General features: G+C 70.4%; 14 protein-coding genes and 1 riboswitch. Of the genes, 3 read left to right on the top strand and 11 right to left on the bottom strand.

What is annotated here, in order from left to right:
• Positions 1-10: 10 nt before the first annotated feature.
• The 4 genes from KME66_RS26250 to KME66_RS26235 form a co-directional block, all read right to left on the bottom strand.
• Positions 11-1,039 carry a C40 family peptidase gene (locus KME66_RS26250; protein WP_216326654.1) on the bottom strand — a complete coding sequence of 343 codons (1,029 nt, stop codon included), beginning with the start codon at positions 1,037-1,039 and terminating at the stop codon, positions 11-13.
• 265 nt (positions 1,040-1,304) lie between these two features.
• Entirely contained in the window at positions 1,305-2,330 is a 1,026-nt protein-coding gene (locus KME66_RS26245) for an NlpC/P60 family protein (RefSeq protein WP_073217996.1), read from the bottom strand.
• Between the two features lie 293 nt (positions 2,331-2,623).
• Positions 2,624-3,985 (bottom strand): NYN domain-containing protein, encoded by a 1,362-nt coding sequence (locus tag KME66_RS26240; protein WP_073218000.1) that lies wholly within the window; start codon positions 3,983-3,985, stop codon positions 2,624-2,626.
• 39 nt (positions 3,986-4,024) lie between these two features.
• Complete coding sequence (locus KME66_RS26235; RefSeq protein WP_003969643.1) at positions 4,025-4,267, bottom strand: hypothetical protein; 243 nt, start codon at positions 4,265-4,267, stop codon at positions 4,025-4,027.
• A 194-nt stretch (positions 4,268-4,461) separates the two neighbouring features.
• Here KME66_RS26235 and KME66_RS26230 point away from each other — a divergent pair, with 194 nt between their 5' ends.
• Both KME66_RS26230 and KME66_RS26225 read left to right on the top strand, forming a co-directional pair.
• Positions 4,462-5,217: a rhomboid family intramembrane serine protease gene (locus tag KME66_RS26230; protein WP_216326651.1), complete on the top strand. Its 756-nt coding sequence runs from the start codon at positions 4,462-4,464 to the stop codon at positions 5,215-5,217.
• Positions 5,214-5,495 carry an Lrp/AsnC family transcriptional regulator gene (locus KME66_RS26225; protein ID WP_073218007.1) on the top strand — a complete coding sequence of 94 codons (282 nt, stop codon included), beginning with the start codon at positions 5,214-5,216 and terminating at the stop codon, positions 5,493-5,495. The genes KME66_RS26230 and KME66_RS26225 overlap by 4 nt, the downstream gene beginning before the upstream one ends.
• Positions 5,496-5,559: 64 nt before the next feature.
• On the opposite strand, the gene KME66_RS26220 is transcribed toward KME66_RS26225, so the two are convergent.
• The 6 genes from KME66_RS26220 to KME66_RS26195 all read right to left on the bottom strand — a co-directional run bounded on the left by KME66_RS26220 (position 5,560) and on the right by KME66_RS26195 (position 12,742).
• Entirely contained in the window at positions 5,560-6,969 is a 1,410-nt protein-coding gene (locus tag KME66_RS26220; RefSeq protein WP_216326647.1) for an aminotransferase class V-fold PLP-dependent enzyme, read from the bottom strand.
• 190 nt (positions 6,970-7,159) lie between these two features.
• A riboswitch (SAM riboswitch) is annotated at positions 7,160-7,277 on the bottom strand.
• A 95-nt stretch (positions 7,278-7,372) separates the two neighbouring features.
• Positions 7,373-8,437 carry an anthranilate phosphoribosyltransferase gene (gene trpD, locus KME66_RS26215; protein ID WP_073218015.1) on the bottom strand — a complete coding sequence of 355 codons (1,065 nt, stop codon included), beginning with the start codon at positions 8,435-8,437 and terminating at the stop codon, positions 7,373-7,375.
• Positions 8,438-8,560: 123 nt separating this feature from the next.
• A complete protein-coding gene (locus KME66_RS26210) occupies positions 8,561-10,210 on the bottom strand; it encodes a cytochrome bc complex cytochrome b subunit (RefSeq protein ID WP_073218018.1) in 1,650 nt (549 codons plus the stop codon).
• A complete protein-coding gene (locus tag KME66_RS26205) occupies positions 10,207-11,259 on the bottom strand; it encodes a ubiquinol-cytochrome c reductase iron-sulfur subunit (RefSeq protein ID WP_073218021.1) in 1,053 nt (350 codons plus the stop codon). Before KME66_RS26205 ends, KME66_RS26210 begins: the two co-directional genes overlap by 4 nt.
• On the bottom strand, positions 11,256-12,065 hold the full coding sequence (locus KME66_RS26200) for a c-type cytochrome (protein WP_073218025.1): 810 nt from the start codon (positions 12,063-12,065) through the stop codon (positions 11,256-11,258). Before KME66_RS26200 ends, KME66_RS26205 begins: the two co-directional genes overlap by 4 nt.
• A gap of 56 nt (positions 12,066-12,121) precedes the next feature.
• The gene (locus KME66_RS26195) at positions 12,122-12,742 is read right to left on the bottom strand and encodes a heme-copper oxidase subunit III (protein ID WP_003969635.1); all 621 of its coding nucleotides are present in this window, start codon (positions 12,740-12,742) and stop codon (positions 12,122-12,124) included.
• Between the two features lie 199 nt (positions 12,743-12,941).
• Here KME66_RS26195 and KME66_RS26190 point away from each other — a divergent pair, with 199 nt between their 5' ends.
• Positions 12,942-13,343: a hypothetical protein gene (locus KME66_RS26190; RefSeq protein ID WP_216326645.1), complete on the top strand. Its 402-nt coding sequence runs from the start codon at positions 12,942-12,944 to the stop codon at positions 13,341-13,343.
• Between the two features lie 84 nt (positions 13,344-13,427).
• Here the strand turns inward: KME66_RS26190 and KME66_RS26185 are convergent, their stop codons facing one another.
• Positions 13,428-14,681 (bottom strand): Ig-like domain-containing protein, encoded by a 1,254-nt coding sequence (locus KME66_RS26185; RefSeq protein WP_216326642.1) that lies wholly within the window; start codon positions 14,679-14,681, stop codon positions 13,428-13,430.
• Positions 14,682-14,805 lie beyond the last annotated feature (124 nt).

Raw genomic sequence — 14,805 nt, 5'->3', positions numbered from 1 at the left:
GATCGTACGGTCAGATCCGGGTGACCGAGGAGACGGGCATCATGCCGACCGGATCGTAGCGGACCGGGGCGCCCGGGTAGGGGGCGTGGACGACCTGGCCGTTGCCGACGTACATGCCGATGTGGCTGGCGTCCGCCCGGTAGGCGACCAGGTCACCGGGTTGCGCCTGGGAGAGGGGCACCATGCGGCCCGCGTAGCGCTGGGCCTGGGAGGTGCGGGGCAGGCTGACCCCGGCCTGGGCCCAGGCCCACTGCATCAGGCCGGAGCAGTCGAATCCGGAGGGCCCGTTGGCGCCCCAGACGTAGGGTCTCCCGAGCGCCCGCTGGGCGGCGGCGACGGCGGACATCGCGCGGGCCGATCCGGGGGCGGCGCCGGTGAGGTCGGGCAATCCTTCGCGGCCGGAGCGGGAGGCCCGGTCGAAGGAGGCGCGTTCCTCGGGCGGCAGTGAGTCCAGCACCCGGCGGGCCTCGCGGAGCTTGGACTCGACGGCGCGCTTGTGGCGGGTGACGGCGGCCCGGTTGCGCTCCAGGTCGGTCAGGGCGCGGGTGGTCTCGGCGCGGCTCTGGGCGAGCTTGCGCTGCGCGTGGCGCAGTTTGTCCAGGGTCATCGTCTGCCGGGCGCCGGCCCGGTCGAGGGCGGCGGCCTGCTCCAGGTAGGAGTCCGGGTCGGCGGAGAGCAGCAGGGCCACCGACGGGTCGACGGAGCCGGTCCGGTACTGGGCGCCCGCCATCGCACCGAGGGCGTCGCGCATCTCGTTGACGCGTTCCTGGCCGCGGGCGGTGGCGTCCTGGGCGCGGTCCGCCTCGGCGCGCAGCCGCTTCACCTGCTCCCCCGCCGCGTTGAACCGCTCGGTGGCCCGCTCGGCCTGCTCGTAGAGGCGGTCGACGGCGGCTCTGGCGCTCTCCCGGGTGTCCTGCGGGTCGGCGCTCGCCGGGGCCCCGGTCAGGGTGGCGGCCGCGGTGGCGGCGGCCGCCGAGACGACCGTGACCCGGACGCCTCTGGTGAAGCCGGACTGTGTGCAACGGCGATGGGACACCACTGGTAGCCGCACTCCCTTCCGCTGACGCGGTGGCGCGCAGCCCCTGCCGCCCGGGGCGGGCGGACGGAGTCCGGGAGCTGCGCAGCAGCCAGACAGTAATCGGACGACTACGCAGGGGCCAAAGACCGCGCCGGTGGCGGGAGACGGGCCCGAAAGCCGCCGCCCCGCCGGTGACCTCGGTCTCCGGCGGGGCGGGGGTGTCAGTGTGGGGCGCGGCGATTCCCTCGTTCGGGCGTGCCGTGGCGCGCTGTCGGGCGCGGTGGCGTCAGATGCGGACGCCGAACTGGAAGGTGCCCATGTAGTCCATCGACTCGTAGCGGACGACGGTGCCCGGCTTCGGCGCGTGCAGGATCTGGTTGTTGCCCGCGTAGAAGCCCACGTGCGACAGGCCGTTGAAGAAGACCAGGTCGCCCGGCTTGAGCTGGCTGCGGCCGATCTTCGTGCCGTCGTTCTGCTGGGTGTACGTGGTCCGGGTGATGGAGACGCCGGCCTGGGCGAAGGCCCACTGGGTCAGCCCGGAGCAGTCGTAGGAGTTGGGGCCGGAGCCGCCGGAGACGTACGGCTTGCCGATCTGGGTCGCGGCGGCACTGAGGGCGGCGGCACCGCGGCCGGACGCGGGGGCCTCGTTGCCGAGCTCGACCCGGTCGCTGGCGGCCCGGCTGGCGCGCTGCTCCTCCTGCTGCATCTTGGCCCGCTCGGCCTGCGTCAGGGTGTTGAGGAGCTGCTGGGCGTCGGCCAGCTTGCCCTGGTACTTCTTCTTGTTCTCGCCGAGCGCCTTGCGGACGTCGGCGAGGTCGCCGAGCTTGTCCTGGGCCTCCTTGCGCTGCTGGGCGAGGGTGCGCTGCTTGGACTGGATCTTCTGGAGCGCTTCCGTCTGCTTGACCGTCAGCTGGTCGAGAGCGGAGGCCTGGTCCAGGAAGCTGTCCGGGTCCGAGGCGAGGAAGAGGGCGACCGAGGGGTCGATGCCGCCGGAGCGGTACTGCGCGGTGGCGATCGAACCCAGCTCGGAGCGGAGCGTGTTGAGCTCGGCCTGGCCGCGGGCGACCTTGTCCTGGAGCGCGTCGACTTCCTTCTTCAGGTTGTCCTGCTGCTCCTTGGCCCCGTTGTACTTCTCGGTGGCGGCCTCGGCCTCGTGGTAGAGCTTGTCGACCTTCGCCTTGACCTCGCTCTTGCTCGGCTTGGGGTCGGCGTGGGCGGCCTGGGAGGTCAGGGCCACGGCCGCGGCGGCGGTCGCGGTGAGCACGGTCACGCGGGTGCGGCTCGGCTGCTTGGGACGACGGTGGGACGCCACGAAGGCGAGCTCCTTCTTCCTCAGAGCCGCCTACCGGGCGATGGGGGAAAGAATCCCCGGCTCCGTGCACATGACGGACTCGGCGGTTCCTTCGCCGTCACCCCCAATGGGTGATCAACCGTGCGAAGGTTCGAGGCCTGACCCTAGTGACCATCTTGTGATCAGTTCAAATCCTCACAGGATTTTTCTCGTCACACCAGAAACTTCTTTACTCTCACCCCACCGCGTGTAGCGGCGACTTGACGGTACGTTCCCAAAAATCCGGCATGTCACACATGCCGCCCAAAACCCACTTAGACGCGTGAAAGGCGCTTGAGGAGCAAGACGGACGCGACCGGCCGCGCCCCGGCCTTCGCCACACCGTCCGCCACCTCACGGTCGGTGGAGACGACCACCACGGGCCGCCCCGGCGGTTCCGCGCGGGCCAGTTGACGGATGACTTCGTCCGCGGTGACGCCGGGCTTGCTGAACAGCACCCGGACGCCGCGCGGCGGGGCGAGCAGCACCGGGGCGGCCAGTTCGGCTCCGTCGAAGACACAGGTCATCTCGGCGCCGGTCTGCGCCGCGAGCACCGAGAGCCCGCCGAGCAGCCGCAACCGCTGCTTCTCCAGCGGCATCTGGGGATAGCCGGTCTTGGTGACGTTGTAGCCGTCCACGATGAGGTGCGCCTGCGGCAGGGCGAGGAGCTGGTCCAGCAGCGCCGGATCGGTCTCCGAAAGGGCGCGCGCGGCAATGTCCTTGGGGGACATCCGGCCCGGCTCCAGGGCGTCCACGGTGTCGGCGGGGTGCGTGGTCGCCGGAGGGAGGGCCAGCTCCCGCCGTAGCCCGGAGGCCGCGTCCAGCACGGTGTCCAGGAGCAGCCGCAGCCGCATGTCCTCCACCGAGCGGCCCTCCCGGGCGGCCCGGCGGCTCGCCTCCAGCGCCGCCTCGGCCTCCCCCAGCCGCGCCTTGAGCCGGCGCGACTCGCTCTCCACCGCGGAGAGCTGGGCGGCCGACTCGGCCCGCACGGTGTCGGTCTCGGCGGCACTGCGGCGCAGGGCGGCCTCGCCGCGCTTCACCTCGCTGAGCGCACTGCGCAGTTTGCGGTGCAGCGACTCGGACTCCTTGCGGGCCGCCTCCAGTTCGGTGCGCAGCCGCTCGGTCTCGCTACGGGTGTGGGCGCGGGCCCGCTCCAGGTCCTCGCGCAGCTGGTCCCTCTCCCGCCGGACCTCCTCGTCCGCCCGTTCCGCGTCGGCGCGCTGGACCTCCTCGCCGGCCGATTCGACCAGCTTGGCCCAGCCGGCCGGGCGCAGCACATAGGCGGCCGCGGCGACGTCGAGGGGGTCGGCGGCGGCGGGCGGCGCGCCCGCCTCCAGCGCACCGGTCAGCTCCGGCTGGGACTGGCCGAGGCGCTCGCCGATCCGCCGCCGGAAGACCGCGTCGCTCTCCAGCGCGGCGGCCATCGCGTTCCCCGCGAACTTCGCCCGCCGGGTCGGGGTGAACCGGGCGTACTGCCTCAGCTGGGCGGGCAGTTCGGCGACGGTCAGGGCGCCGAAGGCGTCCGAGACCAGCGCGATCACCCGCCGTCGCACGCCCTCGGGCAGCGGACGGCCGAGCGCCTCTGCACCGCCGTCGGCCTCATCGGCCGGTCCGGCGCCGCTGGTCGGCTGATCCACCGTCCGTCACCCCATAGATATGTCGAAGGGTGCGCTCCCTCAGGAAGCGGCACCCGGCCTGTCCACCAGTTCGATCTGATCCACCGCGTTGCACCAACGACAGCGCACCGACTCGATGGTCTCACTGACGACCTCCCGCTCCTCGACACTCGACTCTCCGGCCAGGTCGAGGTGCACGTACTCCACGACCTTGGAGGAGCGGGTCACGTCGAAGCGCGTGAGGTTGCCGCACAGGGTGCAGCGCCAGCGGGTCGAGTCGGTCGGCAGGGGAACCGTCGTCATCGTCTGCGTCCTCTTTCGTCGTCTCCAGGAGTCCGCGCCGGGCGCGCCGACGCGACTCCACCTGTCTACGTCAAGGATCTCGCGGTGCGCCGTCGAACTGCGGAAGTCCTGGCGTAACCCTACGGCCTCGCGTATAGGCATCGGCACGGCGAGGCGCTCCATCCCGTTCTCGACCGGTACGTCATGCTCTGTACATGATCGAATGGCGGCAGACCGCGTGGCGGACCACGGTCGGCAGGATCCGGGACGCGGCGGTCTCCAGCGGCGCCCCGGTCACGTACGGGCTGATCGGCGCCTGCGCGGTGGTCTTCCTGATCAGCCCGCTCTCCGGATTCGGTGGCGCCGGCCACGGGAGCGAGGAAGCGCTGCTCGCCGCGCAGGCCGCGTACTTCGAGCGGTGGGGCGTGATCCCCGCCGAGCTGTGGGAGGGCTCCGCGCACGCCCTGATCACGCCGCTCACGGCGCTGTTCGTGCACGGCAGCTGGCTGCACCTGCTGGGCAACCTGCTGTTCCTGTACGTGTTCGGGGCGATGGCCGAGGAGCGCATGGGGCGGGTGCGGTTCGCGCTGTTCTACGTGGGCTGCGGCTATGTGGCGCTGGTCTGCTACGCGGCGGCGCACGCGGATTCCGAGCAGACGCTGGTCGGGGCGTCGGGGGCGATCTCCGCGGTGCTCGGCGCGTTCCTGTACCTCTTCCCCCGGGCCCGGGTGACCAGCCTGTTCCCGTTCCTCTTCTTCCTGCCGCTGCGCTTCCCGGCCTGGATCGTGCTGATCTTCTGGTTCGCCCTCCAGTGGGCGGCGGCGCAGGGCGCCGACGCGGGGCCGGGGGTGGCGTATCTGGCGCATGTGGCCGGGTTCGCGGCGGGGTTCCTGTACGCCTGGGGGCGGTATCGGAGGGGGGCTAAGGTGAAGGTTCCAGCCACGGCCACCGAGGGAGACAGCCAGCCGTGATCACCGCGATCGTGCTCATCAAGACCAGTGTGGACCGGATTCCGGAGATCGCCGAGGCCATCGCCGCGCTGGACAGTGTCAGCGAGGTCTTCTCCGTGACCGGCACCTACGACCTGATCGCCATGGTCCGGGTCGCCCGGCACGACGATCTCGCCGACATCATCCCCGGCCGGATCAGCAAGATCCCGGGCGTCGAGGGCACGGACACCCATGTGGCGTTCCGTACGTACTCCCAGCACGACCTGGAAGCGGCGTTCGCCATCGGCCTCGACGCGTAACCGCGAAGGCACGCCGGCCGGGGACGGGCAGCGCGCCCGTCCCCGGCCGCATCGGTTCCCGGCCTCAGACCTGCGCGGCCTCGCCGCGGTCCGGGACGCAGCGGCCGTCCTCCGTGCGGTACGTCCACCGGGCCCCCTCGCGGACCAGCTCGGTCACCGCGCGCAGGAAGCGGTCGACGTGCTCGTCGGGCGTGCCGGCCCCGAAGCTGACGCGGATGGCGTTGAGCGAGGAGGAGGTCCCCCCGGCCGAAGGCAGAGGGAGCTCGCCCGCCCCGGCCTCGGCGGCCCCGCACTCCCCCGGCTCCTGCGGGCCGCTGCCGAGCAGGGTGCGCACCAGCGGATGGGCGCAGAAGAGGCCGTCGCGCACGCCGATGCCGTACTCCGCGGAGAGGGCGGCGGCGAAGTGCGAGCTGTTCCAGCCGCGCACCACGAAGGAGATGACGCCGACCCGGGGCGCGTCGTCGCCGAACAGCGAGAGCACCTGCACCTCGGGCACCCCGGCGAGCCCTTCGCGGACCCGGGACACCAGCTCCTGCTCCCGGGCGACGAGGGTGTCGAAGCCCGCCTCGGTGAGGGCCCGGCAGGCGGAGGCGATGGAGTGGACGCCGATGACATTGGGCGAACCCGCCTCGTGGCGGGCGGCCGTGGTGTGCCAGTCGACGTCCACGCCGCCGTCGGCGCGCCGGGCGACCGTGCGGGACGCGCCACCGCCGGCGAGGTAGGGCTCGGCGGCCCGGAGCCAGTCTGCACGGCCGGCCAGCACCCCGGAGCCGAAGGGCGCGTACAGCTTGTGGCCGGAGAACGCGACCCAGTCGACGTCCAGTTCGGTGATGTCGACGGGGTGGTGCGGGGCGAGCTGGGCGGCGTCCAGGACGATGCGGGCGCCGTGCGCGTGGGCGGCGGCGGCCAGTTCCCTCACCGGCCACAGCTCGCCGGTCACGTTGGAGGCGCCGGTGACGCAGACGAGGGCCGGGCCGCAGGGGTCGCGGTCGGCGAGCGCGCGCTCCAGCGACGCGACGGCCTGCCCCGGGGTGCGGGGCGCGTCGAGGTAGGTGACCCGGGCGTCGCGCCAGGGCAGCAGGGAGGCGTGGTGCTCGGTCTCGTACACGAAGACCTGGCAGTCCGCGGGAAGGGCTGTGGCCAGCAGGTTGAGGGAGTCGGTCGTGGAGCGGGTGAAGACCACCTGGTCATCGGCGCGGCAGCCGAGGAACTCGGCGACCGTGCGGCGGCTGTTCTCGAAGAGGTCGGTGGAGAGCTGCGAGAGGTGGCCGGCGCCGCGGTGGACGCTGCCGTAGTACGGGGCGTAGGCGGCGACGTCGTCCCAGACCCGCTGGAGCGCCGGGGCGCTGGCGGCGTAGTCGAGCGCGGCGTAGGTGACCTCGCCGCCGGTCACGAGCGGAACGGTGACGTCCCGCCCCAGAACGGGCAGCGGGGTACAAACCGGCGGGGCGACGGCAACAGTGGAGACAGACATGGCGAACTCCCGTAACAGGCAGGCGAAATCCGGGCGCCGGCGGGTACGCGGCAGCGCCGGGAGAAAGAGGAAAGGTGCGCGGAAGAGGGCGCTCGGCACGAGGCCGAGAAAGCCCTAACGCATTCGCTTGCTCACAAGAGGCTCCCTAGGGACCAGGACCCCGGGGGCTGACATCCGCTGGATGCCGAGGGGCCCGCGCTTGCCGCGGACCTCGCTGCCCACGGCCTGGTCTTCACCCGGGGCACCCCGCCACGGACGGAGGGTTGCCGGACAGCGGGCCGGGGCCGTAGTCGCTGTCACTCATGACCTGCGCAGCATCTTGCCATACGTGTGCGCACACGCAAGGGCGCGGTCCGGTATCCGGACCGCGCCCCCGCGCACACCGTGGGTCCGAGGGCTCCCCTCAGGCGTTGCTCGCCGCCACCCAGCGCTCCAGGGCGTGCTTGGCCGCCCCGGAGTCGATGGAATCGGCCGCCACCGCGATCTTCGCCGCGAGCTGCTCGGTCAGCGTGCCGGGGCCCGGGTCCAGGGCGACGAGGGCCGCCGCCGAGTTGAGCAGCACCGCTTCCCGCACCGCGCCCTTCTCGCCGTCCAGCAGGCGGCGGGCCACATCGGCGTTGTACGAGGCGTCGGCGCCGCGCAGCGCCTCGACCGGGACGATCGGCAGCCCGACGTCGCGCGGGTCGAACGCCTCCTCGCGGACCGCGCCGTCGCGCACCACCCAGACCCGGGAGGTGGCCGTGGTGGTCAGCTCGTCGAGTCCGTCGTCGCCGCGGAAGACGAGGGCGGAATTGCCCCGGCCGGCCAGCACGCCCGCGACGATGGGCGCCATCCGGGCGTCGGCGACCCCGACGGCCTGGGCGCGCACCTGGGCCGGGTTGGTGAGGGGGCCCAGGATGTTGAACGTGGTCTGCGCGCCGAGCTCCTTGCGGGCCTTGGCGGCGTACCGCAGGGCGGGGTGGAACTTCACGGCGAAGCAGAAGGTGATGCCCGCCTGCTCGGCCACCTCGACCACCCGGCGCGGGGTCAGCTCCAGGTTGACGCCGAGCTTCTCCAGTACGTCGGAGGAGCCGCTCGCCGAGGACGCGGCCCGGTTGCCGTGCTTGACGACCTTGGCGCCGGTGCCGGCGATGACGATCGCGGACATGGTGGAGATGTTGACGGTCTTGGCGAGGTCGCCGCCGGTGCCGACGATGTCGACGGTGCGGCCGGGCACCTCGATGGTGTTGGCGTGGGCGTACATCGCGCGGACCAATCCGGTGACCTCGTCCACGGTCTCGCCCTTGGCCCGCAGCGCCACGGCGAACCCGGCGATCTGCGCGTCGGTGGCCTCGCCGCTCATGATGCGGTCCATGGCCCAGGCGGTCTCCTCGGAGCTGAGGTCCTCGCCGCGCAGCAGGGGGTTCAGCAGGCCGGGCCAGGAACGGTCCGCCACGCCGTCGCCGCCGCTCGGGGTCACCACGTTCATGGTCCGCTCCAGGGTCCACAGCCGGTCAGAAGAGTCGGCTCCACCCTATCCAGCCCCGGGGACCGCGAAGAGCCCCGTCCATCGAATGGACGGGGCTCTCGCGGTGGCGATCAGGTCAGATGATCAGTGGTGGCCGTGGCCCTCGCTGATCTCCTTGTACTCCTCGGCGGTCGCCTTCGGGATCTGGTTCCCCTCGGCGAAGTACCCCTTGCTGAGCTTGGCGCGCAGCTTCTGCACCGGGGAGATCTTCCGCTTGACACCGTTCTCGTCGACCTCGGGGCCGAGTTCGAGCGGCTTGTACTGCTCGTGCGCCGTGAGCGTGTGCAGCTGCTCGCGGCTGAGCGGCTCGTGGACCTCCACGAACTCACCGTGCGGCAGGCGCTTGATGATGCCGCTCTCGCGGCCGTGCAGCACCTTCTCCCGGTCGCGGCGCTGGAGGCCGAGGCAGATCCGCTTGGTGACGATGAAGGCGATGACCGGACCGGCGAAGAAGAAGATCCGGACGAACCAGGTGATCGCGTTGATCGACAGGTGGAAGTGCGTGGCCCACAGGTCGTTTCCACCGCCGACGAGGCCGATGAAGTACGCCGTGATCCAGGCGACGCCGAACGCGGTCCGGGTCGGGGCGTTGCGCGGGCGGTCCAGGATGTGGTGCTCGCGCTTGTCGCCGGTGATCCAGGACTCGATGAACGGGTAGAGCGCGATGACACCGAGCACCAGGCCGAAGGCGATCAGCGGGATGAACACGCCCAGGACGAGCGTGTGGCCCCACAGGTTGATCTCCCAGCCCGGCATCACACGGACCAGACCCTCGGCGAAGCCCATGTACCAGTCGGGCTGGGCGCCGGTGGACACCTGGTCGACCCGGTACGGGCCGAGCGCCCAGATCGGGTTGATCGTGGCGATGGCCGAGATGATCGCGATGATGCCGAAGACGAGGAAGAAGAACCCTCCGGCCTTCGCCATGTACACGGGCAGCAGCGGCATGCCGACGACGTTCTTGTTGGTCCGGCCGGGACCCGCGAACTGCGTGTGCTTGTGGTAGAAGACCAGGATCAGGTGGGCCACCAGCAGACCGAGCATGATGCCCGGCAGCAGCAGGATGTGGATCGAGTAGAACCGGGCCACGAAGTCGTGGCCGGGGAACTCGCCGCCGAACAGGAACATCGAGATGTACGTACCGACGATCGGCACGGACAGGATCGCGCCCTGGGTGAAGCGGACACCCGTACCGGAGAGCAGGTCGTCCGGGAGGGAGTAGCCGGTGAACCCGGTGAACATGCCGAGCACGAACAGCAGGAAGCCGAAGAGCCAGTTGATCTCGCGCGGCTTGCGGAAGGCGCCCGTGAAGAAGACGCGCATCATGTGCACGAACATGCCGGCCAGGAAGATCAGGGCGGCCCAGTGGTGGATCTGCCGGACCAGCAGACCACCGCGGACCTCGAAGCTGATCTTCAGGGTCGAGGCGTAGGCCTCGGACATCCGGATGCCCTGCATGGGCTCGTACGGACCGTGGTAGACGATCTCGCCCATGCTCGGCTGGAAGAACAGCGTCAGGTACACACCCGTGAGGATGATGATGATGAAGCTGTAGAGGCAGACCTCACCGAGCATGAAGGACCAGTGGTCCGGGAAGATCTTGCGCATGTTGGCCTTGGCCAGGCCGTAGATGCCCAGCCGGCCGTCAGCCCAGTCGGCAACCCGCTCGCCGGCCGGAGCCTTGCGTCCGCTCGCCGGTTCGGCGGCGGAGGGGTTCGTGGTCGCAGTACTCATCCGCGCTCCCAGAAGGCAGCACCGACGGGCTCGTCGAAGTCGCCGAGCGCCTCGAGGTTGCCCTCGCTGTTGACACCGATCCGCAGCTGCGGAAGCGGGTGGCCGGCGGGACCGAAGATGACGCGAGCGCCGTCGGAGAGGTCGAAGGTGGACTGGTGGCACGGGCAGAGCACGTGGTGTGTCTGCTGCTCGTACAGGCTGATCGGGCAGCCGACGTGGGTGCAGATCTTGGAGAACGCGACGATGCCCTCGTGGGCCCAGTCACGCTGGCGCTTGTCCTTGATGTCGTCCGGCTCGATGCGGACGATCATCAGGGCGGCCTTGCCCATCTGCGTCTGGAAGTCGTGCGACTCCGGGTCGAGCCCCTCGGGCATGGCGAAGGCCAGCGACCCGACGGTGATGTGCTCGGGGCGCAGCGGCTTCATCGTGTTCATGTTGATGAGCTGCTTGCCCTCCGCCCAGAGGGTGTTGCGGAGCTTCTTCTCCGGCAGCGGACCGAGGTCGCGCAGCAGCACCACACCGGAGAGCGGCACCAGGGCCAGCGCACCGAACATGGTGTTGCGGATCAGCTTGCGACGGCCGATCGCGGACTCCTCGGCACCGGCCGCGAAGTCGGCCATGACCTGGGCCTTGACCTCGGGCGTCGCCTCGATCGGGTGACGCTCGGCGGCGACCTCGACGTCCGACATCAGGGTGCGCGCCCAGTGGACGGCCCCCGCGCCGATGAAGAAGAGCGCGGCGCCCAGGGTCAGCCCCAGGGAGAAGTTGAGCGGGCTCACATGGCCGAACGGCCAGATGTAGACGATCTTGTCCACCGGGAAGATGACGTAGGAGGCGATGAAGCCCACCGTCGCCAGCATCGAGAGGGTGAACATGAGCGCGACGGCCCGCTCGGAGCGTTTCGCGGCGCGTTCGTCGAGGTCCTGGATGCGCGGCTTGTGGGCCGGCAGCCCCGGGTCGGCGAACGGGTCGTCCGTCCCCTCGACCGCGCCGTGCGCGTTCTCCTGCACTGCGGGCAGGCTGTCTTCTGGAATCTGTTGGCTACTCATGACTTCTTGGCCTTAGCGGTGTGGGCCGCGACCCAAACGGCGACTGCGACGAGCGCGCCGAGTCCGAAGATCCAGGCGAACAGACCTTCGCTGACCGGACCGAGGCCCCCGAGGGCCAGACCGCCGGGGCTCTCCGTCTCGTCACCGTTCACGGACTCGATGTACGCGATGATGTCCTTCTTCTCCTGCGCCGGCATCGTCGTGTCGGGGAAGGAGGGCATGCTCTGCGGGCCGGTCTGCATGGCCTCGTAGATGTGCTTCGGGCTCACGCCTTCGAGGTCCGGTGCGTACTTGCCCTCCGTGAGGGCTCCGCCCTTACCGGTGAAGTTGTGGCACTGGGCGCAGTTGGTGCGGAAGAGCTCGCCACCGTTGGCGACGTCCGCACCCGCCGGGTCGACCTGCTTGTCGGTCGGGGTGACCGGGCCGGCGCCGAGCGAGGCGACGTAGGCCGCGAGCTGGTCGATCTCGGCCTGGCTGTAGATGACCTTCTTCTTCGGTACCTGGGCGCCCGGCTGCTGCGCGGGCATACGGCCCGTACCGACCTGGAAGTCCACGGCGGCGGAGCCCACACCCACGAGGGACGGCCCGTCGGTGGTGCCCTGACCGCCGGTTCCGTGGCAGCTGGCGCAGCCTACGGCGTAGAGCTTCTTGCCCTCTTCGATGGCGAGGGACTGGGCGGTTTCATCGGCCTGCGCCTTGCCCGCAGGCGCAAACGCGGCGTACAGCCCCCCGGTAGCCGCCAGCGCGAGGAGTAGTACGACGACCGCCGCCAGCGGATGGCGTCGTCGTGCGGAGAGCTTTTTCACGGATTACCCCGGTGTCAGGATCTTCTGCGTCGATGGTGGGCGGGTGCGAGCCCGGGTTACTTGATCATGTAGATCGTTGCGAACAGGCCGATCCATACGACATCGACGAAGTGCCAGTAGTAGGACACGACGATGGCGGCGGTGGCCTGATCGTGGGTGAACCTCTTGGCCGCGTACGTTCTGCCGAGGACCAGCAGGAAGGCGATGAGACCGCCTGTCACGTGCAGACCGTGGAAGCCGGTGGTCAGGTAGAACACCGAGCCGTAGGGGTCGGACGAGAGGGAGAGCCCCGCGTCCTTGACCAGCTCGGTGTACTCCAGGACCTGGCCGCCGATGAAGATCGCACCCATCACGAACGTGATGATGAACCAGGTGCGGAGCTTCTTCACATCGCCCCGCTCGGCGGCGAAGACGCCGAGCTGGCAGGTGAGTGAGGAGAGCACCAGGATCGTGGTGTTCGTCGCCGAGAACGGGAAGTTCAGATGATCGGACATCTCCTTCCAGTAATCGGGTCCCATCACCGATCGCAGGGTGAAGTACATCGCGAAGAGGGCCGCGAAGAACATCAGCTCGGAACTCAACCAGATGATGGTTCCGACGCTGGTGAGGTTCGGCCGATTGACCGACGGGTGCGCGTGCCCGGTTTCTACTGTCGTTGCTGTCGCCACGACCGACATTATGTCGGTCGCTTATCCCGCCCTCACCCCGGGGGGTGCCGTTCGGTGTGTCCGTACCGTCGGCAGGGGTCCTGCCCTGCGCCGAACGGCCCATCCCGTCGTCGTCATTACCGGTGCTGACGGCCGGTCGGGCGGAGTACGATCCGCGCATCGGTTCATGCCCCGAGAGCCCCGACGACGTCGATGTCACGGAGGAACAATGCAGGCGACCGCCACGGTCCTGGTCTACAGCGACGACGCCAACATCCGCGAGCAGGTGAGGCTGGCAGCCGGTCGCAGGCCTGCCGCGGACGTCCCACCGGTGGAGTTCCTGGAGTGTGCGACGCTCCCGGCCGTCCTGAAGGCGCTGGAGGGCGGCGGCGTCGACGTCTGCGTGCTGGACGGGGAGACGGCTCCCGTCGGCGGTATGGGCGTCTGCCGCCAGATCAAGGACGAGATCTACCACTGCCCGCCGGTCCTCCTCCTGATCGGCCGCCCGCAGGACGCGTGGCTGGCCACCTGGAGCCGCGCGGAGTCCGCCGTGACGCTGCCGGTCGACCCGGTGGAGTTCGCCGACGCGCTGGCGGCGCTCCTGCGGCAGCGGCTCGCCGTGGAGGCCTGAGAGCGGCCCGAGGGTGCCGGGAAGCCCCCACGTCCCGCTGGAGGGCGTGGGGGCTTCTCCGCGGACCCGGCAGGGCCCGGACGGTCAGACGTGGGGCCGCAGCCGGGCGGCCTGGAGCGTCTGCGGGCTGTCCGGCGCTCCCTGGTGCAGGGCGCTGCCCTGCTGCCACTTCTCCCAGGAGAGGTTCCAGTCGCCGAACCCGTTGCCGAACGGGTCCATCTCCTCGCCCGCGCTGCCGACGACCTTGACGATGTCGCCCTTGCGCACGGTGTCGAAGAACCATTCGGCGTTGCTCGTGCTCATGCCGGTGCAACCGTGGCTGACGTTGGCGCTGCCGTGGGAGCCGGCGGACCAGGGGGCGGCGTGCACGTACTCGCCGCTCCAGGTCACCCGGGTGGCCCAGTAGACCGGCAGGTCGTAGGACTCCGACGAGCCAGCGGCGATGCCGATGCTCTCGCCGCGCATCCGTACGTACTGCTCCTTGGCGAGCACCACCTTGACGCCGTTGCGGGTGGAGAAGCCGGGCTTGCCGGTGGTGACCGGCATGGTGTTGATCACTTCTCCGTTGCGGAGCACGGTCATGGAGTGGTCCGAGGCGTCGGTGACGGCCTCGATCCGGTCGCCGGTGCTGAGCTTGAGGGGCTTGGCCTCGGCCCCGTAGAGCGCGTTGGTCACCTTGATACCGGCCAGGTTGGAGCGCACCTCGATGGTGGCGTTCGCCGGCCAGTACTCCTTCGGACGGTAGTGCAGCTTCTTGTCGTCGACCCAGTACCAGGAGCCGGTGGTGGCCGGGGTGGAGCGGACCTTCAGGGCGCGCTCGACGGTGGCCCTGGACGCCTTGTCGGTGATCGGAGCGCTGAGTTCCGCCGTGATGGGCTGTCCGACGCCGTAGGTGCCCGCCTCCGGGCCGAAGGCGACCTTCAGCAGCTTCTTGGGCGAGGAGGTGTCGAAGGAGAGCGTACGGACGCCTGGGGCGCCGTCGCCGTTCTCGGTGGAGACCCTGACGGTGTATCCGGTGCCGGCCGCGAGCGGGGCGGTGGAGCGCCACCGCCTGCCGTCGGCGGAGAGCTCGCCCGCGAGGTGGCGGCCGCCGGTGTCCACGGCGCTGACGTCGGTGATGCGCCCGTCGTCACCCTTGACGGTGACTTCCAGGGGCTTGTCGGGGTCGGCCTTCTCGTTGTCCGAGGGGCCGTTGAAGGAGATCTGGTCGCCCGCGTCGTACGGCTTCGTCGAGAGCGGGTGGCCGTCGGGTGAGCCACAGGCGGTCGCACCCGCGGCGAGGGTCACGACCAGGAGGGTGCAGCTCACTACGGTGCGGATGCGCGGCGTGTGGTTCATGCGCTCCACGCTAGGAAGGCTCGCCCGTTCCAGCGCGTTCAGTGACTGCAAACGGGCGAAAGGCCCGCGTCGCTTGCGGCGGCGCGGGCCTTTCGTGGTGTAGCGCGTGTCACCGGCGGTGCGG

The organism is Streptomyces sp. YPW6 (assembly GCF_018866325.1).
Classification (GTDB): Bacteria; Actinomycetota; Actinomycetes; order Streptomycetales; family Streptomycetaceae; genus Streptomyces.
Note: the sequence above shows the minus strand (reverse complement) of the source record. Positions and strands in the feature narration are given on the sequence as shown.